Source organism: Mesorhizobium sp. WSM4989, from assembly GCF_029625795.1.
Lineage (GTDB): Bacteria > Pseudomonadota > Alphaproteobacteria > Rhizobiales > Rhizobiaceae > Mesorhizobium.
Window position 1 is genome coordinate 2,094,781 of the sequence record NZ_JARTVN010000001.1, and the last position, 22,724, is coordinate 2,117,504.

Annotated in this window: 21 protein-coding genes and 1 tRNA gene; 7 read left to right on the plus strand and 15 right to left on the minus strand. The window is 65.4% G+C overall.

Going from position 1 to position 22,724, the window contains the following annotated elements:
• Positions 1-71 precede the first annotated feature (71 nt).
• Entirely contained in the window at positions 72-776 is a 705-nt protein-coding gene (locus P9217_RS10040) for a glutathione binding-like protein (protein WP_278086087.1), read from the plus strand.
• 6 nt (positions 777-782) lie between these two features.
• Here P9217_RS10040 and P9217_RS10045 read toward each other — a convergent pair whose 3' ends face one another.
• The 3 genes from P9217_RS10045 to P9217_RS10055 all read right to left on the minus strand — a co-directional run bounded on the left by P9217_RS10045 (position 783) and on the right by P9217_RS10055 (position 3,077).
• On the minus strand, positions 783-1,091 hold the full coding sequence (locus tag P9217_RS10045; RefSeq protein WP_278086086.1) for a hypothetical protein: 309 nt from the start codon (positions 1,089-1,091) through the stop codon (positions 783-785).
• Between the two features lie 143 nt (positions 1,092-1,234).
• Positions 1,235-1,846 (minus strand): nucleoside triphosphate hydrolase, encoded by a 612-nt coding sequence (locus tag P9217_RS10050; RefSeq protein ID WP_127216826.1) that lies wholly within the window; start codon positions 1,844-1,846, stop codon positions 1,235-1,237.
• 124 nt (positions 1,847-1,970) lie between these two features.
• Positions 1,971-3,077, minus strand: a complete 1,107-nt coding sequence (locus tag P9217_RS10055; RefSeq protein WP_278086085.1) for a hypothetical protein — start codon at positions 3,075-3,077, stop codon at positions 1,971-1,973.
• A gap of 282 nt (positions 3,078-3,359) precedes the next feature.
• Here P9217_RS10055 and P9217_RS10060 point away from each other — a divergent pair, with 282 nt between their 5' ends.
• The 3 genes from P9217_RS10060 (at position 3,360) to P9217_RS10070 (ending at position 5,999) form a co-directional block, all read left to right on the plus strand.
• Entirely contained in the window at positions 3,360-4,313 is a 954-nt protein-coding gene (locus tag P9217_RS10060; RefSeq protein ID WP_278086925.1) for a D-alanyl-D-alanine carboxypeptidase family protein, read from the plus strand.
• A 426-nt stretch (positions 4,314-4,739) separates the two neighbouring features.
• Positions 4,740-5,666: a DUF1003 domain-containing protein gene (locus tag P9217_RS10065; protein ID WP_278086084.1), complete on the plus strand. Its 927-nt coding sequence runs from the start codon at positions 4,740-4,742 to the stop codon at positions 5,664-5,666.
• A gap of 256 nt (positions 5,667-5,922) precedes the next feature.
• Positions 5,923-5,999 (plus strand) — tRNA-Arg (locus P9217_RS10070).
• Positions 6,000-6,090: 91 nt separating this feature from the next.
• Here P9217_RS10070 and P9217_RS10075 read toward each other — a convergent pair.
• The 4 genes from P9217_RS10075 to P9217_RS10090 all read right to left on the minus strand — a co-directional run bounded on the left by P9217_RS10075 (position 6,091) and on the right by P9217_RS10090 (position 9,553).
• Positions 6,091-6,891: a class I SAM-dependent methyltransferase gene (locus P9217_RS10075; RefSeq protein ID WP_278086083.1), complete on the minus strand. Its 801-nt coding sequence runs from the start codon at positions 6,889-6,891 to the stop codon at positions 6,091-6,093.
• A gap of 135 nt (positions 6,892-7,026) precedes the next feature.
• Positions 7,027-7,266: a hypothetical protein gene (locus P9217_RS10080; protein WP_278086082.1), complete on the minus strand. Its 240-nt coding sequence runs from the start codon at positions 7,264-7,266 to the stop codon at positions 7,027-7,029.
• A gap of 104 nt (positions 7,267-7,370) precedes the next feature.
• A complete protein-coding gene (locus P9217_RS10085) occupies positions 7,371-8,456 on the minus strand; it encodes a nitronate monooxygenase (protein ID WP_278086081.1) in 1,086 nt (361 codons plus the stop codon).
• Between the two features lie 65 nt (positions 8,457-8,521).
• On the minus strand, positions 8,522-9,553 hold the full coding sequence (locus P9217_RS10090) for a LacI family DNA-binding transcriptional regulator (protein ID WP_095799446.1): 1,032 nt from the start codon (positions 9,551-9,553) through the stop codon (positions 8,522-8,524).
• A 627-nt stretch (positions 9,554-10,180) separates the two neighbouring features.
• On the opposite strand from P9217_RS10090, the gene P9217_RS10095 reads away from it, so the two are divergent.
• The 3 genes from P9217_RS10095 (at position 10,181) to P9217_RS10105 (ending at position 13,822) form a co-directional block, all read left to right on the plus strand.
• Entirely contained in the window at positions 10,181-11,143 is a 963-nt protein-coding gene (locus tag P9217_RS10095) for a sugar-binding protein (protein WP_067323936.1), read from the plus strand.
• Positions 11,144-11,264: 121 nt separating this feature from the next.
• Positions 11,265-12,827, plus strand: coding sequence for a sugar ABC transporter ATP-binding protein (locus P9217_RS10100; protein WP_278086924.1), 1,563 nt, complete (start codon positions 11,265-11,267; stop codon positions 12,825-12,827).
• Positions 12,827-13,822 (plus strand): ABC transporter permease, encoded by a 996-nt coding sequence (locus P9217_RS10105; RefSeq protein ID WP_278086080.1) that lies wholly within the window; start codon positions 12,827-12,829, stop codon positions 13,820-13,822. Before P9217_RS10100 ends, P9217_RS10105 begins: the two co-directional genes overlap by 1 nt.
• Before the next feature lie 142 nt (positions 13,823-13,964).
• On the opposite strand, the gene phnN is transcribed toward P9217_RS10105, so the two are convergent.
• From phnN to iolC, 8 genes are all read right to left on the minus strand, one after another.
• Positions 13,965-14,591 carry a phosphonate metabolism protein/1,5-bisphosphokinase (PRPP-forming) PhnN gene (gene phnN, locus P9217_RS10110; RefSeq protein WP_278086079.1) on the minus strand — a complete coding sequence of 209 codons (627 nt, stop codon included), beginning with the start codon at positions 14,589-14,591 and terminating at the stop codon, positions 13,965-13,967.
• Entirely contained in the window at positions 14,588-15,727 is a 1,140-nt protein-coding gene (locus tag P9217_RS10115) for an alpha-D-ribose 1-methylphosphonate 5-triphosphate diphosphatase (protein ID WP_278052251.1), read from the minus strand. Before P9217_RS10115 ends, phnN begins: the two co-directional genes overlap by 4 nt.
• Positions 15,728-15,757: 30 nt before the next feature.
• Positions 15,758-16,465: a DUF1045 domain-containing protein gene (locus tag P9217_RS10120; RefSeq protein WP_095799078.1), complete on the minus strand. Its 708-nt coding sequence runs from the start codon at positions 16,463-16,465 to the stop codon at positions 15,758-15,760.
• Between the two features lie 149 nt (positions 16,466-16,614).
• Positions 16,615-17,427 carry a 5-deoxy-glucuronate isomerase gene (gene iolB / locus P9217_RS10125; RefSeq protein WP_095825587.1) on the minus strand — a complete coding sequence of 271 codons (813 nt, stop codon included), beginning with the start codon at positions 17,425-17,427 and terminating at the stop codon, positions 16,615-16,617.
• 14 nt (positions 17,428-17,441) lie between these two features.
• Positions 17,442-17,654, minus strand: a complete 213-nt coding sequence (locus tag P9217_RS10130; RefSeq protein ID WP_067003268.1) for a hypothetical protein — start codon at positions 17,652-17,654, stop codon at positions 17,442-17,444.
• Positions 17,655-17,716: 62 nt separating this feature from the next.
• Entirely contained in the window at positions 17,717-18,631 is a 915-nt protein-coding gene (iolE, locus tag P9217_RS10135; RefSeq protein WP_278086078.1) for a myo-inosose-2 dehydratase, read from the minus strand.
• A 173-nt stretch (positions 18,632-18,804) separates the two neighbouring features.
• Positions 18,805-20,655, minus strand: a complete 1,851-nt coding sequence (gene iolD / locus P9217_RS10140) for a 3D-(3,5/4)-trihydroxycyclohexane-1,2-dione acylhydrolase (decyclizing) (protein ID WP_127215321.1) — start codon at positions 20,653-20,655, stop codon at positions 18,805-18,807.
• Between the two features lie 51 nt (positions 20,656-20,706).
• Positions 20,707-22,641: a 5-dehydro-2-deoxygluconokinase gene (gene iolC, locus P9217_RS10145; RefSeq protein WP_127240034.1), complete on the minus strand. Its 1,935-nt coding sequence runs from the start codon at positions 22,639-22,641 to the stop codon at positions 20,707-20,709.
• Positions 22,642-22,724: the final 83 nt, after the last annotated feature.

Below are 22,724 nucleotides of genomic sequence, written 5' to 3' on the forward strand. Positions count from 1 at the left end.
AGGGCCGGGGTCCTAAGTCTTGCCCACCCGCCACGCGCGCCGCCACGCGCCCATCCGCATCCGGAGCCCCGATGACCGACCTGTCCGCCTTTCCGATCGCCAAGCGCTGGCCGGCCAAGCATCCCGATCGCCTGCAGCTCTATTCATGGCCGACGCCCAACGGCGTGAAGATTTCGATCGCGCTGGAGGAGATCGGCCTGCCCTATGAACCGCATCCGGTCGACATCGGCAAGAACGAGAGCTGGACGCCGGAGTTCCTGTCGCTCAACCCGAACGGCAAGATACCGGCGATCATCGATCCGAACGGGCCCGGCGGTAAGCCGATCGGGCTGTTCGAATCCGGCGCCATCCTGCTCTTTCTCAGCGACAAGACCGGCAAGCTGATCCCGGCCGATCCCATCCGGCGCTACGAGACGATCCAGTGGGTGTTCTTCCAGATGGCCGCGATCGGCCCGATCTTCGGACAGGTCGGCTTCTTCAACAAATTCGCCGGGCGCGAGATCGCCGACAAGCGGCCGCTGGAGCGTTATCGCGACGAGTCGCGGCGCCTTATCGGCGTCCTGGAAACGCGGCTCAAGGGCCGGCAATGGATCATGGATGACGAGTTCACCATCGCCGATGTTGCGACGCTGGGCTGGGTGCGCAATCTGATCGGCTTCTACGAAGCGCGCGATCTGGTCGGCTTCGACGATTTCCCCGGTGTCGCGGCATGGCTGGAGCGCGGCCTCGCACGGCCCGCCGTGCAGAGGGGCCTGACTATCCCGGTCAGGAGCTGAGTCGCTCTATTTGGGCTTGGCCTTGGCGCCGCCTCGGCCGAGCACGGATGCGGCAAGCCGCGCGGTGGCCACCACCGCGCCGGTCGCCACGCTTGCCACAGTGCGGATCGGCCCCGACCTTGCCGCTGGCTTATGAGGTTTGGCGGCCTTCGCGGGGGCCTTGTGCGCCGTGCCGGGCGAGACCTTCTTGGGCGCCGCCTTGCCGAAGCTTGGCTTGGCGTCCTTGGAGCGCTCGGCGGTCGCCGGAGCGGCACCAACTCTGGATTGATTGGCTCTGCTTCTTGCAGGCGCGGGTTTTCTGGTCTTGGTTGCCATAAGACGGTTCCCTGTTATCGCGCAATTCCGGAAACCGTTACACACTTTCCTGGAATCGCGTCAGTGCCGGACAATTCGGGTCATGGAGATAACGACCTGTAAATCTTAAGGTTCCCGCCCGAAACTGGTGAAAATTGAGCAGGTTAACCAATCACCAGGTCGGCCTCCCGGCGACGCGCCAGCACGCGCTCGATATTGGGCATGTCGTTGGAGGCGATCCAGGCGCGGGCGTCCTCGTCGGACTTGCCATGGCCGCGCCAGCGCTCCATCAGCCGGCGCTCGAGCTCGTCGCGCGGGACATCGACGAAAATGGTGAAATCGAACAGCTCTGCCAGCCGCGACCACGGCTCCTCGTCGAGCAGCAGATAGTTGCCCTCGACCAGGATGAACTTGGTGTCGGCGGAAATGATCTCGGCGGCGGCGCGCGAGAGTTCGATGCTGCGGTCGAAGACCGGAATGGCAATGTCCGGCTCGCCGGAGCGGATCCGCTTCAAAAGCGTCTCGAAGCCGGCAAAATCGAAGGTTTCCGGCGCCCCTTTTCGCGCGCGCAGGCCGCGCCGGTTGAGCACGATGTCGTCATAGTGGAAGCCGTCCATCGGCACGACTTCGGACGTGCCCTCCGGCAGCAATTCATGCAGCCTGCCCGATATGGTCGACTTGCCGGCTCCCGGCGGGCCGGCAATGGCAACGACGAAACGCCTGGCCTTGCCGGCGCGCTTGAAGATGGCGGCAGTGATATGGGCTAAGTCGGACATCAGCGCCTCTTCGCTAGCGACTCCGGCCGCATCTTGGCGGCACTGGGGAGAAATTTCAAACGGTTATAAAGCCGCTGCCGCACGCCCTTGAGATCGGTCGTCATCCTATGGCGGAGCAAGGGCCTCAGGCGGGCACGGAACGGCCGATGCGCAGGAATTCGCCGTCGAACGGTATCTCCTTCGCTGAACCATTCTGGGCAAGGATGCGCAGTCGATCGGTCGCTTGTTCCAGGCCGCTTGGCGGTTCGACGTCCGCTGCCGGAACCGCGCCGATGACATGGCGGAAGGAGACGCTGCGCCCTTCGGCAAGCGCGAAGGCCGTCGCCACGCCTTCATGCTTCAGCCAGTTGTCGCCGAGCGAGGCGGTGTGGCCGACCGCGGCGCGGCCGTCCTCGATGCCAAGCACGCCGACATGGCGGCCGCTCCAGGGCGCGTAGTCGCGCCCGCCATTGCTGAACCACAGCATGGTGACCGGCAGCTCGGCCGGATTCTTCAGCACCAGCACCAGATCCTGCTCGGCGCGGCGGGCGAGCGCCGTCCAGCCCGGCCCGCCATGATCGGCCTCGACCAGGGTGATGAAATCCTCGCGCCGGTCTTCCATGCGGTAGTCGGCGAGATCGGCGGTGCCGCCGGCCGCGAGCGGGAAACGGGTGAGGTCGGTGGTGCGGGCGGGATAGGCCAGACGAAACCGGCCGCGCGCCGGATCGGGCTCCAGAGGGGTCTCAGGCGTGACCGCCAGACGTTTCGGCGTGAAGGCGAGCCGGCCGCCGTCCTGCATCGCCGTCATCGGATGGTGGGCGACGGAAATGGCGCCGGAACCGCCGGAGAAGATGTGTTCCTGGTAGAGGAAGCGATGGTTGTCGCGGAGCGTGAAGACCTTGTCGACGGAAGCACCCATCACCTTGCGGCGCAAGCGGAAGACGGCGCGCCAGCCGCCGGCGATGGCACTGCTTTCGACGACATCCCACTCGCTGTTGGCCGTCCAACCGTGGAGGGGAGCAGCTTCGACATCGCTGGTGGAGAACGGCGCGCAGAGGAAGTCGCCGGACAGGCGCACCGTGCCTTCGGGGAGGTTTTGCGGCAACGTCGCGCGCGGCGAGCCGACCCAGGGCGCGCGGTGCAGCGGTTTTAGGCGGCGGCCATCGGCCTCGATTTCCAGGGAGGCGATGTGGCCGACGGCGAGATCGAGGGAGACCGAGATGCCTTTTGCGTTGATGCTGAGGGTGTCCATACCAAACCTCGAATCTTCGGTGACAACAAAGCCTGACCGGCGGCAGCGGCGCAAGCAGGGCGATAGGCATTTTGCATCAGGCGAATGCCACCAATTGTCGAACTCGGCGCTGCCGACCTTGAAGGCAATTCAACCTCCTGCAAACCGCCAAAAGCTGGGCAAATGCCTCATTCCCGCCGTTAACCAGTTGGACGGAGCGGATGCGGTACGCTAGCTTCGCCGCATCTCAGCAACCGTTTTTGAACAATCTTGTCCACTCCGCTTTCGCTCCTCCAGAAATTGATGACCGCGCTGGTGCTGCTGCTCCTCATTGCCGGCTGCACCACCGCCGCGCCGCCGGAAACCGTGCTGGCCGTGCCGGCGCAGCCGCAGAAATATGCCGCGATCGTGGTCGACGCTTCGACCGGCAAGACGCTGTTCGAGGTCAATTCGACGGCGCAGCGCTATCCGGCGTCGCTGACCAAGATGATGACGCTCTACATGCTGTTCGAGGCGCTGGAGAGCGGCCGGGTGAGCAAGGATATGCAGATCCCAGTATCCAACCACGCCGCCTCGCAGCCGCCGACGAAGCTGCGCTTCAGGCACGGCGAGACGATCGACGTCGATTCCGCCATCCGCGCCATGGTGGTGAAGTCGGCGAACGACGTGGCGGTGGCGGTGGGCGAATATCTCGGCGGCGGCAGCGAGGAGCAGTTCGCCGCCATGATGACCGCCAAGGCGCGCCAGCTCGGCATGACCAGCACCAATTTCCGCAACGCCTGCGGCCTGCCCGACGACGGCCAGGTGACCACGGCGCGCGACATGGCGGTGCTGGGCATCGCGCTCCAGCGCCGCTTCCCGCAGCATTTCCACTATTTCTCCGAAAGCGATTTCATGTTCCGCGGCCGGCTGGTGCGCGGCCATAACGACATGCTGGGACGGGTGCGTGGCGTCGATGGCATCAAGACCGGCTATATCCGCGCCTCCGGCTACAACATCGTCACCTCCTACAATGCCGACGGCAGGCATCTGATCGTGGTCGTGATGGGCGCCCAAAGCGCGCGCCAGCGCAACGACCATGTCGAGGCGCTGATCCAGCGCAGCTTGTCGCCGATGAGCGCCGATGCCCAGACACGGCTGATGTATGCCGGCCAGCAGCCCGCCGCTTCGGCGCTTCCGGGTTTGCCGGCGGCGGGAGTGCCGGCGCCCGGTTTGGAAGCGCCGAGTTCGTCGCTGCCGGGTTTGCCGGCGCAGTAGCGAAGCCCGGGTGGCGGCGACCTGCTCAAGCGACCGGCCCAGATAGGCCCGCCGGTGGTGACGTGGCGCCGGTGAGGCAGGACCAATGCTTTCGACGGTGGCGCTGCCCCTCGCCTGCCTGCCGGCATTCTCTCCCCGTAAGTGACGGGGAGAGGGGCGCTCTCATCGCCGGTTTCGCCAATCGCCAGCGTTGCAGGAAAGGCGCCGAGCTTGCGGCCAGCCTCTTCTCCCCGTCGCATACGGGAGAAGGTGCCGGCAGGCGGATTTCAACCAAATCTCCCAGAATTGGATCTATGTCTGTGCGCGCCGAAAGCAGATCCACTCCATCACAAGAACTTGTTCGGTCACACCAGCTTCACAGTCGCGATGGATATGCCGCGCCGGCTCGGCGTATCGTATCGAAGCCCGAGAAGAGGAGCACTGAGCATGGCCGGCGACCCCAAGGCATCCGCGCAGACAATAGCCGACAATGAAAACGACTCGGGCGGCGAATATCTCGAGGCGGCCACCGTGCCGGAAGATCAGCATGAGGCGGCGGACGAGATCCTCGAAGCGCCGGAGGTGCCGGATTCGGAGCCGCACCTGCCCGGCGCGGCGCGCGCAAAGCCCAAGAAAAAACCGTCGGCGATCAGCGGCCGGAAGTTCCGCAAGCGCGACCTGGTGCGCGTCGACGACCTGAGGCCGAGCCTCGCCGACCGCATCCGCTCCGACCATCCCGACCTGCCGCGCGGCGCCCGCATCAGCCGCGAGGAGCTCGCCCGCTACCGCATGCGCTACATGGAGGAATTGCTGCAGCAGGAGCATGGCGAATTCTCCGAGCTCGACCGCCAGGTGGTGGAATCGATCGCCAGACAGGACACGATCTCGGAGAACTCGGAAGAAGAGTTCGAGGAGCGCCGCTCCTTCGCCGACCGCGTCTCGGACGACATGGCGGCCTTCGGCGGCAGCTGGTGGTTCCTGATCTCGTTCGCGGCGGTGCTTCTGATCTGGATCGGCCTCAACCTCTTCGAGGGCGCGGCCGCCGCCTTTGATCCCTACCCATTCATCCTGCTCAACCTGCTCCTATCCTGCATCGCCGCTATCCAGGCGCCGATCATCATGATGAGCCAGAAGCGGCAGGAGGCGAAGGACCGGCTGCGCTCCTTCAACGACTACCGGGTGAACCTCAAGGCCGAGCTCGAAGTGCGGCACCTGCACGAAAAGCTCGACTACCTGATTTCGCGCCAATGGCAGCGCCTGGCCGAGATGCAGCAGATGCAGCTCGACGCCATGCACGAACTGACCGCCAAGAAGCAGAAGCGGGCGACAAGAGGGGTGCAGCGGAGAGCGGTGAAGAGCGAGGTGGAGGGGTGAGGGCTGGCGAGAGCTTGCGCCTGAACAACGCTCGGAAGTCGCGATGCATTGCCGAAGTGGGGCCGCCGGCCTCCGAGCCTACATCAGTTGGGACCGCTCGCTCTCGACTCCAGCACCTCCACCGGACGAATGCGAGCCTGCCCGCTACGGCGAATATCCCGCCAAGCCAATTGCCCGTTGAAGCTAGCACGCGCTTCCGCTAAGAAGCCGTGGCTGGCCGGCTCACCGGCTGGTTCGTTTTCCGGTTTCCTGGGAAGCACCCGTAGCTCAGCTGGATAGAGCGCTGCCCTCCGAAGGCAGAGGTCACAGGTTCGAATCCTGTCGGGTGCGCCATCTATTGGCACCGCTGGCTGCTGGCACTGGCCGGCTAGGCGACCGCAGTTCCCGCGACGCCGTCCGCGCGCAGCTCAGATGGCGCTGAAGGTCAGGGCACGATGCCGCGGCAGGCCCAGGCGACGCTGGCGAAAGACCTCGGCCCATCGGCACGACCGGCCTCATAGGCATCGCGTACTGCAGCCTCCGTGCGGGTCCGCTCGGCTGCGTCGAGCGTGGTCATATATTTGCCGAGCGGGCCTTCGCCGGCGGCAATCGGCGCCCAGTAGTCGTCGAAGTTCTGGTAATCCATGCGGACCATCAGTTCGGTTTCGGTGACGTCGGCGAGGCCCTGTTCGACAAAGGTCCGCTTCATTTCGCCGGGCTGCAGCATCGGCTGGAAGCAGTAGCGATTGCGCATCTGGCGGCCGCTTTCGCTGAGCGCGGCAACGGTGTCGATCATCATGCGCATGGCCGGCATGCCGCCAAGATGGTCCCACACAACGGCGGCGACCACGCCGCCCGGCCGCGTTACGCGGCGCATCTCGGCCACCGCCTTGCCGCTCTCCGGCACGAAGTGAAGCACCAGCAGCGCCAGCGCACGGTCGAACACATTGTCCTCGAAAGGCAGCGCCGTGGCGTCCGCCTGCTCAATAGTGATGCGCGGATCGGTGTTCCTCTCCTTCGCCGCCGCGACGAAGACGGATGAGAAGTCGATGGCCTGGATTTCGGCGAGATCGCGCGACTTCGCCAGTTCGAAGGTCAGGCTGCCGGTGCCGCAGCCGACGTCGAGGATCTTCTCGCCGCCGGCCATGCCGACGAAGTCGATGAACTTGGGCGCGAGCCTGCGGCTCCAGCGGCCCATGAGTTGCTCATAGCCGAATGCGGCGTGAACGGTGAAGCTTGATGTCATCCCGTCCTCCCTTGCTGGTTTCAGCCTAGACCCACGCGGGAACCATGCCAAGCAACGAAACCAGCCTCGGTCCCGAGATCGCACAGGTGGGCGTTGGCAGGAGCATACGATACCGAGGCCGAGCGCCAGTCCGCTCTATCGCAAACAGATTGCCGCCGAGCGAGCCCGGATCGCCGAGATGAACGCGCCGGCGGAGGCGTTGCCAGTCCGCCGCCGAATCCAGTCATGGCCCGGCTTTTCGCCGCCGCAAGCGAGGATGCCGACGTGTTTCCGCAGCGTGATCGAGATCGCCATGTGCGCTTCGCAGCCGCAGATCACCAGAGCGCATATGGCGGCAAAACTGGCCGAGTTGGGCGGCCGCCCCATGCCGCCCATGCCAGCATCATCGATCGCGCCCGGATGGCATGCCTGCCTGCCGGCCGATCTTTTCGCAGTCCGGATTGCAACCTGTCCGCGGCGTCTACGAGTGGAGACTTCGCTCACGCAGGCGTCGTTTTGCCGGTCGAGAGCGCTTCGAACACCTCACCGGTTTCGGCCACGAGCGTCTGCATCAATTCGCCGGCAGGAAGCTCCCGGTTCAAGGCGGCCGCCTGCCCATAGAGATGAAAGGCGAAATCTCCTTTTGCACCGGCCTCGCCGAGCGGAGCGCTGAGCGCAACCATTTGCGGAAAGTCGGGGAGGCGCGCCCGGTTCACCTCCATCTCCAAGGCGAAGCGGGTGCGTCTTGCCCGCGCCGCGCGGCCGGTGAAGGCATCGGTGACCATCGTGTCCATGTCCGTGGCGGCGCGGATCAGGGCTCGGCGCGGTCCGTCGGTGCCGGCCTCGTCGCAAGACAGGAAGCCGGTGCCGATCTGCACGCCGCTGGCGCCAAGCGCGAAGGCGGCCGCTATGCCGCGGCCGTCGGCGATGCCTCCGGCGGCAATGACCGGCAGCTTGACGGCATCCACGACCTGGGGAACCAGCGCCAACGTTCCCACGCCGTCACCGGGACGGTTGGGGGCGTGCGATCCCCTGTGGCCACCTGCCTCCCAGCCCTGCGCTATGACCGCGTCGGCTCCGCCGTCGGCGAGTTGGCGCGCCTCGGCGACATTCGTCGCGGTGCTGAGAACCACGATCCCCGACTGCTTCAACTTGGCGACCGCGGCCGCGTCCGGAATGCCGAAATGGAAGCTGACGACCGGTGGCCGGATCTCGAGCAGCAGTTCAAGCTTTTCTTCGTCGAAACCCGGTCCGCTCGGCGGAAGCCTCCGCGAGGGTTCGTCGAGCGACAGCTCCTCGTAGTAGGGCCGCAACCTGTCGATGACCTGGGTCAGTACGGCGTCGCTGGTGTCCGGTCTGGGAAAAACAAAGAAATTGAGGTTGAAGGGACGCTCGGTCGAGGCGCGCAGCTGGCGCGCAGCGGTGCGCAAGCCGTCCGGCAGCATCGATGCGCAGCCGAGCGATCCCAGCCCGCCGGCGTTGCTCACTGCGGCGGCGAGTTCCGGAGTCGCCGAGCCGGCCATCGGAGCCTGGATGATCGGGTGCTCGATCTTTAAGAGATCGCATAAACGACGGTTCGGCCACACGAGCGTTTTTCCTGTGTCGGGAAAGGAACACGCGCAATCCATCATAGGCCTGGATCAAGACGGGGTCACCGGAATTGTGCGAGGCACGCTCCCACGCTCTCGCGCTCCACCAGCGGGCATTCAAGTTTGGTGATGGGATAGCGGCCGCGGCCGGGCGTCGGCGGTGCCTCCAATTGCTCGATCGCCCACTGGCCCATCGCCAGATGCGGCAGGATCGATGTGGTCAGCGGCGGGAAGAGGTGGCGGGCGATCTCCTCGTCGTCATAGCCGATCACGGAAATGTCGCCAGGGATATGCAGGCCCGCCTCCTTCAGCGCTTCGTAACAGCCGATCGCCGTGCGGTCGTTCTGGCAGAAGATGGCGGTCGGGCGGTCCTTCAGCGCAAGCAGCTTCACCGTCGCGGCATAACCGGCGCTGGCCGACCAGTCGCCCTCCACCACCAGGTCCGGATCGAAGGGGATGTCGGCGGTGGCCAAAGCGCGGCGATAGCCCTTCAGCCGATCCTGCGCCGCCTGCATCCACGGTTCGCCGGTGATGGTGGCGATGCGGCGGTGGCCGCGGCTGATCAGATGCCGCGTGGAGCTCTGGCCGCCGGCGATCTCGGAAGGCACCACGGCCGGGAAGGCATAGTCGGCGGTGTAGCAGTTGAGCAGGATGACCGGAATGTCGAGGCTGTAGAGGAACTCGGGCGCGGTGATCTCGCGGGTGAAGATGGTCATGTAGATCAGCGCCGAGAGGCCGCGCCGGGTGAGCGCCTGGATGGCACGCGGCTCCATGACGGTGTCACCCATGGTCTGCGCCACCAGGAGCACGTTGCCGGCATTCCACGAGGCCTGGCGCGCGCCCTCGATGGCCACCACCGCCTCGGGGCTGGTGGCGAGCTGGTCGACGGCAAAGCCGATGACGCCGTCCAGCCCTTCGAAGGGCGTGACGGGCGGACGCAACGCTGAAAAGACCGGCGGCGAATAGCCCAGGGCTCTGGCTGCCTCGATCACGCGGTCGCGCGTCTGCTGCGACAGTCTGATGCCCGGCGAATCGTTGAGCACGAAAGAGACCGTCGCCTGCGAGCAGCCGGCGGCCCTCGCTATATCGGTCATGGTGACACGGCCCTTGGGCTTGGCCGGCGCCTTGCGGCGTCTGGACGTTTCCCGTGGATCGCGGAGGTGCGTCGGTTCGCTCATGGTCGTTTCCCAAACCTGCCGGGCTGTTACGCAAAGCCCGCCACCCAGCAGGAATGCTTATAACTATTATCACATGAAAGGGCGTTGGCGCCAGCCACGGCACGCGGCGACAAAATGGCCAAAAAGGTCAGCAAAGCTGTCAGTTTTCACCAGTTTTGCCGACCCGACCAGCGCAAATGCTGCTTCCGCCGGCGCCCACCGCGGCACCCGGTTCGCCGTGGTTGGGGCGCCTGGCCGAACCCGCGACTAATACTATTTACTAATATCGCTAAGCGATCTACTGTCAACGCGTCGCCGGGCAAGCTGCGGCGACGGCATCTGGGAGGAGCGCAGGTTCGCTGCCCGGCAATTTGCCGGAAGAGGGCTGCCCTCGTCCTCACGAAAATGTCAGACAAATCGGACTATTTACGAACGTCAAATCTGTGTCTAGTGTTTCGGTCGCGGCTGGATCGGCCCCGGACTTAGGTGCAAGACCCTTGAGGAGGAGGGCGTCCAGGCCGCAGCCGAGACAGCAGCGATGAGTTTCAAAAGGGAGGTTGAAGCATGAAATCCATGATACGCAACGCGTCCGTCGCCGCGGCGGCCTTGGCTATTGGCCTGACGGCCAGCGCAGCCGTGCGCGCCGACGACAAGCCGACGCTGGCCTTTGTCGTCAACGGCGCGTCAGACTTCTGGAAGGCGGCGGAAGCCGGCGTGAAGAAGGCGCAGGGCGAACTGCCCGACTACAATCTCGAGCTGAAATATCCCGAGCAGTCGTCGGTCGCCATCCAGCAGCGCCTGATGGACGACCTGGTGACGGCCGGCGTGAAGGGCATCATGGTGTCGGCGGTCGACCCCAAGACCTCGACCGACGGGCTGAACAAGATCGCGTCGCAGACGGCTCTGTTCACCACCGACAGCGACGCCCCGCAGACCAAGCGCGTCGCCTATATCGGCTCGTCCAACGTCGATGCCGGCAAGCAGGCGGCCGAGATCGCCAAGAAGGCGATGCCGAACGGCGGCAAGTGCCTGGGCTTCGTCGGCCTGCTCGGCGCCGACAATGCCAAGGAGCGCATCGAGGGCATGAAGGAGGGGCTTGCCGGCAGCAAGATCGAGCTGGTGGACGTGCGCGGCGACGACATCGACCAGGCGCGGGCCAAGAAGAATGTCGAGGATGCGCTGGTCGCCAGCCCCGACATCACCTGCATGGTCGGCTTCTACTCCTACAACACGCCGCGCATCTATGAGGCGCTGCGCGACGCCGGCAAGCTCGGCCAGATCACCGTCGTCGGCTTCGACGACGATCCGATCACGCTGGGCGGCGTCAAGGAAGGCACGGTGGCCGCGACCGTGGTGCAGCAACCCTTCGAATGGGCCTATCAAGGCATGAAGCTGATGGCCGCCTACCTCAAGGGCGACAAGTCGGGCATTCCGGCCAACGGCCTGATCATCGTGCCGACCAAGATCATCGGCAAGGACGATGTCGATGCTTATGCCGCCAACCTGAAGGCGATGGCCGGCAAGTAATGGATGCACAGTTGCGCCGGCTCAAGCTTCGCCTTGAGCCGGCGTCAGTATTGACGGGCCGCATGCGGCCCGTCAGTCTGCAGCCCACCGGCTGCCGATAAGCGCGATGAACAATGGCGTGATGAATTATTCCGACCCATCCATCGTCCAATCCGCTCCGTTCCTGAGCCTCGAGGCCGTGCGCAAGACCTATCCCGGCGTGGTGGCGTTGGACGGGTTCTCGATGGAGGTCAGGCCGGGCGAGGTGATCGGGCTGGTCGGCGAGAACGGCGCCGGCAAATCGACATTGATGAAGATCCTCGGCGGCGTGACGCGGCCGGACAGCGGCTCCGTCACCGTCGACGGCGTCGCGCATGACGGCTTGACCGTGGAAGCCAGCATCGGCTCCGGCATCGCCTTCGTGCATCAGGAGCTCAACCTGTTCGAAAATCTCGACGTCGCCGCCAACATCTTCTTCGGCCGCGAGCCGCTGAAGGCCGGGCCGCTGAAGCTGGTCGACCGCGCCAAACTGCGCGAGATGGTGGCGCCGCTCCTGAAACGCGTCGGCGCCAATTTCTCGGCCGACGCGCCGGTCGCCTCGCTGTCGCTGGCGCAGCAGCAGATGGTCGAGATCGCCAAGGCGCTGTCGATCAAGGCGCGGCTGGTGATCCTCGACGAGCCGACCTCCAGCCTGCCGATCGCCGAGACCGAAAAGCTGCTCGACGTGATCAAGGGGCTGCGGACGGAAGGCATCAGCGTCATCTTCATCTCGCACCGCCTGCACGAGGTCGAGCGGGTCGCCGACCGCGTCGTGGTGCTGCGCGACGGCATGCTGGCCGGCACGCTGCCGAAGAGCGACATCAACCACGACCAGATGGTCAAGCTGATGATCGGGCGCATGCTTAAGGAGCGCGAGAAAGCAGCGGAGGCAGGGCGCGCGCCCGGCGGCGTCGCGCTTTCGGCGACAGCGGTGCGCACCAGCGTCTATCCCGACCACCCGGTCGACCTGGCGCTTCGGCGCGGCGAAATCCTCGGGCTTGCCGGCTTGGTCGGCTCCGGCCGCACGGAGCTCGCGCGCGTCCTGTTCGGCATCGACGAGCGGCTCGGCGGCAGTGTCGCGCTGGACGGCAAGGCGCTCAATGTCGGATCGGCCGCCGACGCGGTGGCGAGCGGCATCTTCCTGGTGCCGGAAGACCGCAAGCTGACCGGCATCCTGCTCGATCTCTCGATCGCGCAGAACATTTCGCTACCCAATCTGCCGGCGCATGCGAAGCGCTCGCTGGTGTCGACCAGCGCGGAGCTCGCCACCGCCGAGAAGCAGAAGAAGGATCTCGGTATCAAGGCGCCGTCGGTCCTGAGCCGCACCGGCACGCTGTCCGGCGGCAACCAGCAGAAGGTGGTTCTGGCCAAATGGCTGGCGATGAACCCCAAGGTGATGATCCTCGACGAGCCGACGCGCGGCATCGATATCGGTGCCAAGGCCGAGATCTACGCGCTGATGCGGGCGCTGGCCGATGCCGGCGTCGCGGTGCTGATGATCTCCAGCGACATGGAAGAGGTGATCGGCGTCTCGGACCGCATCGCGGTCATGCATGAGGGGCAGATCTCCGGCATTCTCGACCGGGACGATTTCAGCCAGGAGAACGTGCTGTTGCTGGCGGTGGGCAAGAAGCCGAAGCTGGCGCAAGCCGCGGGAGGAGCGTAATGAGCAAGAAAGACCTCGGCCTGCTGGTCCTGATCCTGGTGGTCGGCGCGGTGGTCACGGCTATAAATCCGCGCTTCCTGTCGACGATCAATCTCGCCAACACCTCCAACCTGGTCGCGCTGTTCGGCATCCTTTCGATCGGCCAGGCCTTCGTCATCATCACCGGCGGCATCGAGCTTTCGGTCGGTTCGCTGATCGCGCTGCTCGGCACGCTGTTCATCGACTTCATCGCCGTGCGCGAGATGGACTGGCCGTTGGCCTTCGTGCTGATCATCGTGCTCGGCGCCATCATCGGCTTCGTGCATGGCTGGCTGATCACGCGGCTCAAGATGCAGCCCTTCGTGGTGACGCTTTGCGGCCTGCTGATCTACCGCGGCGTCGCCCGTTTCTACACCGCCGACGGCACGGCGGGCTTCGCTTTCGGCCAGAATTTCCCGGATCTGGAATTCCTGACCGCCGGCCGCTCCGGCGGGTTGCCGAATTCCTTCATCGCGCTGATCGTGATCGCCATCATCATGTGGGTGGTGCTGCACCGCTCGGTGTTCGGGCGCTATCTCTATGCCATCGGCAAGAATGAGGAAGCGGCGAAGTATTCGGGCATCCGCACCGGACGCGTGGTGATCGCGGCATACGTGATCTGCGGTGTGCTGACGGCGCTGTCGGCGATCTACTTCGCCATGTACACGCGCTCGATCTCGCCGGCGAGCCACGGCCAGTTCTATGAGCTCTACGCCATCGCCGCGGCGGTGCTCGGCGGCTTCTCGCTGCGCGGCGGCGAGGGCTCGCTGGTAGGCGTCATCCTCGGCACCGTGCTGCTGCAGGAACTGCAAAACCTCGTCAATCTGCTCGGCATCCCGTCCTCCCTGAACTTCGCGGTGATGGGCGGCGTGATCCTGATCGGCGTGCTGGTCGACCAGCAGTGGGGTGTGTTCCGCGCCCGGCGCCGGATGATGGAGGCGTCGCGCCGGAACGTCGCCGGCGCGCCGGCGGAGTAGCTTCCCTCGTCCGATCTCGGCAGGCAGCGGGGCAGATTTCAACTTCGCGTGCTGCACACATTTTTTGGACGTTGGCGCCGACATCAACAAGTCTCGGCCCAACCTCCCACTCGCAAGCCGGCATCACCTGAATCAATACACCTCAGATCATGTCCGAAAGGTCCGAAAACGCCATCGCCTTGCGCAGCACCTCGGCGAAACGGTCGCCGGCGATCTCTCTGGCGCCGCTGTTGTCGATGGAGGTGACATCCAGCCCGGAAAGCGTCACGCTGGTGCTGCGCGCCAGACGCGCCAGCACCTCGCCGCGCGATTCACGGCCGCGCGCCGCCAGCCGCTCGGCGAGGATCTCCGGCGCAGCGGTGATCTCGACCACCGCCAGGTTGGCATAGCGCTCACGCAGCAACGGGATGACGGCACGGGAGACGTTGGCAACGGCAACATGACCATTGGCGATCGCCCAATCGACATCGGCCGGCAGGCCATAGCGCAGGCCGTGCGCGTCCCAGCAGATGGCGAAGGCGCCGTCCGCTTCCGCCTCGGCGAAGGCGGCGTCGGCCAGCGTATCGTGGTCCTCACTGGCGGAGTCGCTCGGACGGGTGATGACGCGGCGGACGAACTCCAGCCGCGTCTCGCCGGCAAAATGCGCCTTGGCGTAGCCGATCACCGTGTCCTTGCCGGCGCCGCTCGGCCCGACCACCGCGACGAACACGCCGTTGCGGATCGGAGGCGTTTCGGTGAGTTCGCGTTCGATCAGCGCAGAAACCATCATGCGACGCACCTGCCCTGACGCCAGACGTTGCGCACGACCGGCACATGCTGGTCGACGCGCACGCGCACGAGGTCGGCGCGCCGGCCGGGCTCGATGACACCGCGATCGCTAAGGCCGACCGCTTCCGCCGGGTTCTTCGAGACCATGGCGACCGCCTGCGGCAGCGAAATGCCTTCCACGACATCGCCGAGGAAGAAGGCGGACTGAATCAGGCTGAAGGGGATATAGTCCGACGACAGGATGTCGAGCAAACCGTCGCCGGCAAGCGAGCGCGCCGACACATTGCCCGAATGCGAGGAGCCGCGCATGACGTTGGGCGCGCCCATCAGCACGCCGAGCCCTGCCGCCTTCGAGGCTCTCGCTGCTTCCTCGGTGGTCGGGAATTCGGCAACGCGCACACCCTGCTCCACCGCCTCGTCGACATGGCCGGCTGTCGCATCGTCGTGGCTGGCAAGCACGATGCCGCGCTCGCGGCAGGCGGCGGAAATGAAGACGCGGTTCGGCCCGGAATTCTTGGCCGATTCGGCCATACGCTTCGCGCAGAATTTCTCGAAGTCGCGGTCGGTCAGCTTCAGTTTGCGCTGGTAGTAATAGGCGTAGGTCTCGAGATCGACGAACTGGCGCTGGCCCGGCGCGTGGTCCATCAGCGAGGCGAGCTTCACCCTGTCGTCGGTCTCGAAATTGGCGAAGGCCTCGAGGCAGTCCGGCGCCGAGACCTCGCAGCGCAGATGGATGAAGTGGTCGGCCCTGAGCCGATCCTGGCGCACGCTGTCCTCGATCGCATCGGCGAGCTTGCGCACGTCGTCGGACTTCAGGTCGGCATCCTCGTCCATGCCGACGCGCAAGGCGTCGAGCACCGTGGTGATGCCGGCGGTCGCCACCTGCGCATCGTGGGCGAGCACGGCGGCGATCGGGTTCCAGCGCACTTTCGGACGCGGCGCGTAATGGCCTTCGAGGTGATCGGTGTGCAGTTCTACGAGACCTGGGATGATGTAGTCGCCGCCCATGTCCTCGCCGGTGCGGGCCGCACCCAGCTCGATCGCGGCGATCAGCCCATCGCGCAGCAGCAGCGAGCCCGCGACGATCTCGTCGGGCAGCACGATGCGGGCATTGTTCAAAACGGTCTCGGCGGTCATTTCAGCAGTCCTATCTCAGGCGGGCGGACATCAGGCGGTTTTTCTGGCCGGGCCGCGTCCAAGCACGTGGTGCGAGAGCACCATGAAGGGCGCGCCCGGTTCGGTTTCGACGAACAGCGTCAGCGCATCCACCGGCACCGGACGCTGCAGCACATCCGCGAACAGGCTGTCGATTGCAGCGCGAAGGCGCGGGCTTTCCTGTGGCCCGACCCGTCCGGAGAGCGTCATGTGGAAGCGGAACGTCTCGAAGACGTAGGGATAACCCCACTGGCAGAGGTTGCGGAACTCATCCGGCTTCAGCGAGTCTGGGCTGCGGCGCTCGATCTCGGCCTCGGTCAGCGGCGCACGGAAGCGGTCGAAAGCGCGCACGACCTCGCCGGCGAAACTGTTGAGCGGCTCGAAAGGACTTCCCGGCACGAGCGCGAAAAAGCCGTCGATCTGGCCGACGACCAGACGCGGGACGACGACTGGTGCCGTGGCCTCGGCGAAATCGTCGAGCGCCGCCCGCAGCGAGGCTTCCGTTTCGCTGGGCGCCAGCCGGAACGGCGCCTTCAGCGTCGCGTGGAACCCATAGCGCCGTGCCGAGGCGGTGTGGAAGGCAACTTCCGCCGCCGACAGGTCACCCACACCCTCGACCGGCCGCGTCGGCGCGCCGAACGGGTCGCGCCCCAGCCAGTTAGCGGCAATCCGCGCCAGCGGCTCATCCTGCCTCGGGGTAAAGTAAATGGCATAGCGCATCGAAAATCCTCGTCAGACCGCTGCCATAGGTGATTTCCATGACGGATTGACGAAGCTTTCATGGGTTTTCGAAGGCAACCCAGGCTCCGGCGGTCCTTAGCCGACGATTTTCCCGAACTGGACCAACAGGTTGAGGGCTATGAAAAATCTCACGCCTTCATCAGCCACTCATGCTCGGCGGCGTTGTGGAATTTCCATGTCCGCTTCGGGCCGGCCATGACATTGAGATAATAGAGATCATAGCCGTGGCAGGCCGCACACGGGTGGTAGCCCTTCGGCACCAGCACGACATCGCCGTCCTCGATCGCCATCGCCTCGTCCAGATCGCGCACGCCATTTCTGTCGGCGTCGGTGTAGACGCGCTGGAAGGCGAAACCCTGCGGCGGGTTGAGGCGGTGATAATAGGTCTCCTCGAGATAGGACTCGGCCGGCAGATTGTCCTGGTCGTGTTTGTGCGGCGGATAGCTGGAGGTATGGCCGCCGGGCGTGATGACCTCGACCACCAGCAGCGAGTCGGCCGGCTTGCCCTCGGGCAGGATGTTGGTGACGTAGCGGGTGTTGGTGCCCTTGCCGCGCACTTCCTGACCGAGATCGTCGGGCGCAATGACGCGGGCGGGCAGGCTGCCGCCAAGACCGGGCGCCGAGCAGACGGCAAGCTCCAGCTCGGTGTCGGCGGTCACTGCCCAGTCGGAGCCTTGCGGCACATAGACCGACCAGGGCTTGCCTTCGAAGGGCGACATGCGCTCGCCGAGCAGGCCGAGATCCTTGCCGCCGGCCGCAGCCTTGCCCTTGCCGGTGACGAACACCAGGCAGACCTCGCGCTCGCCCGTCTTGCCGGCGGCCGTCTCGCCCGGCCGCAACCGGTGGAGATCGAAACCCACGTAAGTCCAGCCCGCGCTTTGCGGGGTGACGTGGGCGACGTGGCCGTGGCCCTTGTCGGCCTTGACGAGCAGTTTCGACATTTTTGTCTCCTGGGTCATTCCTTCGGCTCGGCCGGAGGCTTGGGCTCCTCGGCCGGCTTGTAGAGGTAGAAGAACTGCCACACCGCGTAACCGGCGAAGCCGAGCGCGATTACCCCCCAGAACGGCGTGCCGGAGGCGAATTCGATCACCGACCAGATTAGGCAGACGGCGACGACGGCAATGCGCCGCCACAGCGGTCGGAAGAAGGGGTGTTCATAGTCTTTCATCGCGCCAATCCGGGACTTGTCCAAACGCATCAGATAGAGCGAGCGGCCGGACGATCCACCGCTTACGCCGGGAAGCCCTGCGTCTCGACCGTATAGCCGGCGGCCGTCATCACCCGCATCAGCTCCTTATGGCCGACCTCAGCCATCCTCAGCGGCGGGTTCTTTTTCGGATCCTGCTCGGCCTCGACCACGAACCAGCCTTCATAGCCGTAGTCGGCGAAGCGTTGGACGATCGCGCCGAAATCGAGCGAGCCGTCGCCGGGCACGGTGAAGGCGCCGAGCGCAACGGCATCGAGGAAGGACTGTTTCGTGCGGTCGAGCCCGTCGATCACGTTCATGCGCACGTCCTTCACATGGACGTGGTTGATGCGCTTGTGGTGGTTGCCGATGGCGCGCAACACATCGCCGCCGGCGAAGGCGAGGTGGCCGGCATCGAGCAGCAGCGGGATGCCCTCGCCGGAATGATGCATGAAGGAATCGAGTTCCGGCTCGGTCTCGATCACGGCCGCCATGTGATGATGGTAGGAAAGCGGCATACCCTGGTCGGCGCACCATTCGCCGAATTCGGTGACGCGGCGGGCATAGGCCTTCATCTCGTCGGCCGAAAGCTTTGGCTTGGTGGCAAGAGGCTTGGAGCGGTCGCCCTGGATGGAGCGGCCGACCTCGCCATAGACGATGCAGGGCGCGTTGACCGCCTTGAACAGGTCGATCATCGGCTGGATGCGATCCTTGTTGCTTGCCAGGTCGTCATCGACCAGCGTGCCGGAGAACCAGCCGCCGCAGAGCGTGACGTCGGCCTCTTTCAGGATCGGCAGCATCACCTTCGGGTCGTTGGGGAAGCGGCGGCCCATCTCCATGCCGGTGAAGCCGGCCGAGCGCGACTGGCGCAAACACTCCTCCAGCGACACATCATCGCTCAATTCCACGAGATCGTCGTTCCACCACGCGATGGGAGACATGCCCAGTTTGGCTTTCAAGTCGTCACTCCAGGTTTGGATCGTTCAACTTTCGCTCATCGGCGCTGCCCTCATCCGCCTGCCGGCACCTTCTCCCTGGAAATGAGGGGGAGAAGGGACAGGCTTCAGCGGTGGCGGCCCCCTGCTCCCCGTTCTTTACGGGGAGAGGGCAAGGGTGAGGGGCAGTGCCAGCTTCAATCACCTAAGCTCCGCATGAGCTTTTTCTCGTCATACGCCTTGCGCGCGGCGTTCACCTGCGGCCGCGACGAGACTTCCGGCACGGCAACATCCCACCAGTGGCCGCCGGCCTCGGTCGACACCAGCGGATCGGTGTCGATGACCAGCACGGTGGTCTTGTCGTTGCCCTTCGCCTTGGCGAGCGCCGTCTCGAGTTCAGCAATCGAGGCCACCTTCTCGGCGACGGCGCCGAGGCTGGCCGCATGGGCGGCGAAGTCGACGTCGGGCATCACCTCGTGGCGAGCGTCCTTCAGGAGATTGTTGAAGTTGGCGCCGCCGGTCGCCATCTGCAGCCGGTTGATGCAGCCATAGCCGCGATTGTCGAGCAACACGATGGTGAGTTTCAGGCCGAGCATCACCGACGTCGCGATCTCGGAATTGAGCATCAGATAGGAGCCGTCGCCGACCATGACGACGACTTCCTGGTCGGGTTTCGCCATCTTGACGCCGAGCCCGCCGGCGATCTCGTAGCCCATGGTCGAGAAGCCGTATTCGGCGTGATAGGAACCGGGCGCGCCCGCTTGCCAGAGCTTGTGCAATTCGCCGGGCAGCCCGCCGGCGGCATGCAAAAGCGTGACGCCCGAGCCCATCGCGCGCTGCACGGCGCCGATCACCTGCGCGTCGGAGGGATAGGCGGCGTTGGTCGAGGCCGTCACCTTGGCGGCAGCAGCCTGCCATTCCGTCTTGCCCTTCAGCGCACTGTCGGTCCAGGCGGTCGGCGCCTTCCAGCCCTTCAGCGCGGCGGAAAGCTCGGCGAGCCCCTCGGTGGCGTCGGCAACCAGCGGCAGCGCCCAGTGCTTGCCGGCATCGAAGACCTGGGTATTGAGCCCGATGATGGTGCGGCCGGCATTCTTGAACAGCGCCCAGGAGCCGGTGGTGAAGTCCTGCAGCCTGGTGCCGACGGCAAGAACCACATCGGCCTCTTCCGCCAGCCGGTTGGCCGCTGATGTGCCGGTGACGCCGACGGCCGCCATGTTGAGCGGATGATCGTCGGGCAGCGAGGATTTGCCGCCTTGGGTCTCGCAAACCGGAATGCCGGCGCCCTGCACCAGCTTGGCCAGCTCTCCGGAAGCCTGCGAATAGAGGACGCCGCCGCCAGCGATCACCAGCGGCTTCTTGGCGTTCTTCAGGGCCGCCACGGCGACGGCCAGTTCGTTGCGATCCGGGCGCAGCCGGCGCGGCGTCCAGACGCGCTCGGCAAACAGGCTTTCCGGATAATCATAGGCCTCCGCCTGCACGTCCTGGCAGAGCGAAAGCGTGACCGGGCCGCATTCGGCCGGATCGGTCAGCACCTGCATGGCGCGGTTCAGCGCCGGGATGATCTGCTCCGGCCGCGTGATGCGGTCGAAATAGCGCGAGACGGGGCGGAAGCAATCGTTGACGCTCGCCGTGCCGTCGGAGAAATCTTCGGCCTGCTGCAGCACCGGGTCGGGCAAGCGGTTGGCGAAGACATCGCCGGGAAGCAGCAGCACCGGTAAGCGATTGACGTGGGCGAGCGCCGCAGCCGTCACCATGTTGAGCGCGCCGGGGCCGATCGAGGTGGTCGCGGCCATGAAGCGGCGGCGGAAATTCGCCTTGCCGTAAGCAATCGCCGCATGCGCCATCGCCTGCTCGTTATGGGCGCGGAAGGTCGGCAGCTCGTCGCGGACCTGGTAGAGCGCCTCGCCGATGCCGGCGACATTGCCGTGGCCGAAGATCGCCCAGACGCCGCCGAAGATCGGCACCTTCTTGCCGTCGATCTCGGTCATCTGGCGGCTGAGAAAGCGGGTCAGCGCCTGCGCCATCGTCAGGCGAACGGTGTTGGTCATTGTCGTTTCCTCCGGCTTTCCCTGTGCCGCCTAATATGCTGCCCGTTCTTCTTATGCTGCTTTGCGGCCGCGCGCTGCAAGCCATGCCTCGGTCAATTGCTCGAAGCGCGAGGCCATGTCGGCGACAGCCTCGTCATCCGAGATCTTGCCGGCCAGCCATTGTTCGGCGGCATTGACAAAGATGGTGCGACCGACTGCAAATCCCTTGACGATCGGCGCATTGGCGGTGGCGGCAAAGGCGGCGACCAGCTCATCCTGCGGCGCCTCCAGACCGAGCAGCACGACGCCGCGGCACCACGGATCATTCTTGACGATCACCTGCTCTATCCTGGCCCAGGCGCCTGCCGAGGCCTGCGGCTCGAGCTTCCACCAGTCGGGCTTGATGCCCAGCGCATAGAGTTCTTCAAGGGCGCGCGGAATGGTGGTGTCGTCGAGCGTGCCGTGCTTGCCGGCGATGATCTCGACGAGCAGTTCCCTGCCGACTTTCCGCGCCGCCTCGAACAGGGCTCGCAGTTTTTGCTGCTGCTCTGTCTTCAGCGCCTCCGGATCATCCGGATGATAGAAGCAGAGGCACTTGATGCAATGGTCGACCGGCCATTCGGTGAGCTGCGAGCCGACGTCCTGCGAGAATTCGAAGCGCAGCGGCCGCGATCCGGGCAATTCGACCGGCCGACCGAGCCAGGCAAAGGGATGGCGGGCGAACTCGAACATGGCATCGCGGCCGTATTTCTCATCGATCAGCATGCCGTAGCCGTCGCGACCGGCGGCGACCTTGGCCGCCGCCTTGACGGTGAGCACCTTGAAGTCGGGGATGCGCGAGACATCTGCACCGACCCTGGCGGCGACATCTTCCAGCTGGACGCGGTGGTCGCAAGCGAGCGCCATCAGCGAAGGGATGTCGCGCCGGCGCGTCGTCGCCCAGTGGATGTGGTTGATCGCCTCGTCCTTGCGCAGCGCCAAGTGCTTGCTGCCGTGCTTCAGAAAGAACTGCAGCTCCTCGAAGGTGGGATATTCCGGCGCGCATAGCAGGCGCGACACGGCGAAGGCGCCGCAGGCATTGGCCCAGGTCGCCGCCGTGGCAAAGCTTTCGCCGCCGAGCCAGCCGCGCAGGAAGCCCGACATGAAGGCGTCGCCGGCGCCGAGCACGTTGTAGATCTCGATCGGGAAGCCCTCACCGACGATACCGTCCTCGAGGTCGTCGCTGATCGGCCCGTCATAGACGATGCAGCCTTTGGCACCGCGCTTGAGCACGATGGTAGCGGCCGACAGCGTGCGGATCGTCTTAAGCGCGCTCAGACAATCGTCGGCGCCGGAGGCGATCATGATTTCCTCCTCGGTGCCGACGATGAGGTCGCAATCGGGCAGCACCGTCTTCAGCTGCGCCGAGACCCGGTCCGACTTGACGTAGCGCTCGAAGCCCTCGGCATGGCCGGCGAGCCCCCAGAGGTTCGGGCGGTAGTCGATGTCGAACACGACCTTGCCGCCCTTGGCCTTCATCAAACGGATCGCCTTGCGCTGTGCGGCATCCGAGTTGGGACGCGAGAAATGGGTGCCGGTGACGACCGCGGCGCGCGCCGAGGCGATGAAAGCCTCGTCGATGTCCTCTTCGGCGAGCGCCATATCGGCGCAATCCGAACGATAAAAAATCATCGGCGAGACGCCTTCGTCCTCGACGGAAAGCAGCACCAGCGCCGTCAGCCGTTCCTTGTCGGTCTTCAGGCCGTCGACCGAGACGCCCTCACGCCTGAGCTGCTCGCGGATGAAACGGCCCATCTGCTCGTCGCCGACGCGAGTGAGCAGCGCCGAGCGCAGGCCGAGCCTTGCCGTGCCGACGGAGATATTGGCCGGGCAGCCGCCGACCGACTTGGCGAAGGAGGTTATGTCCTCCAGACGCGAGCCGATCTGCTGGCCGTAGAGATCGACAGAGGCGCGGCCGATCGTGATGACGTCGAGCGGCGGATATTTCGCTTCCACGGCTTCGCCCATTCGAACCTCCCATCGGCTTTGTTGTGCAGAGCAGCGTCGTTTTGGGCAGCACGCGCGAACGGCGGCGTGGCACCGTCAATATG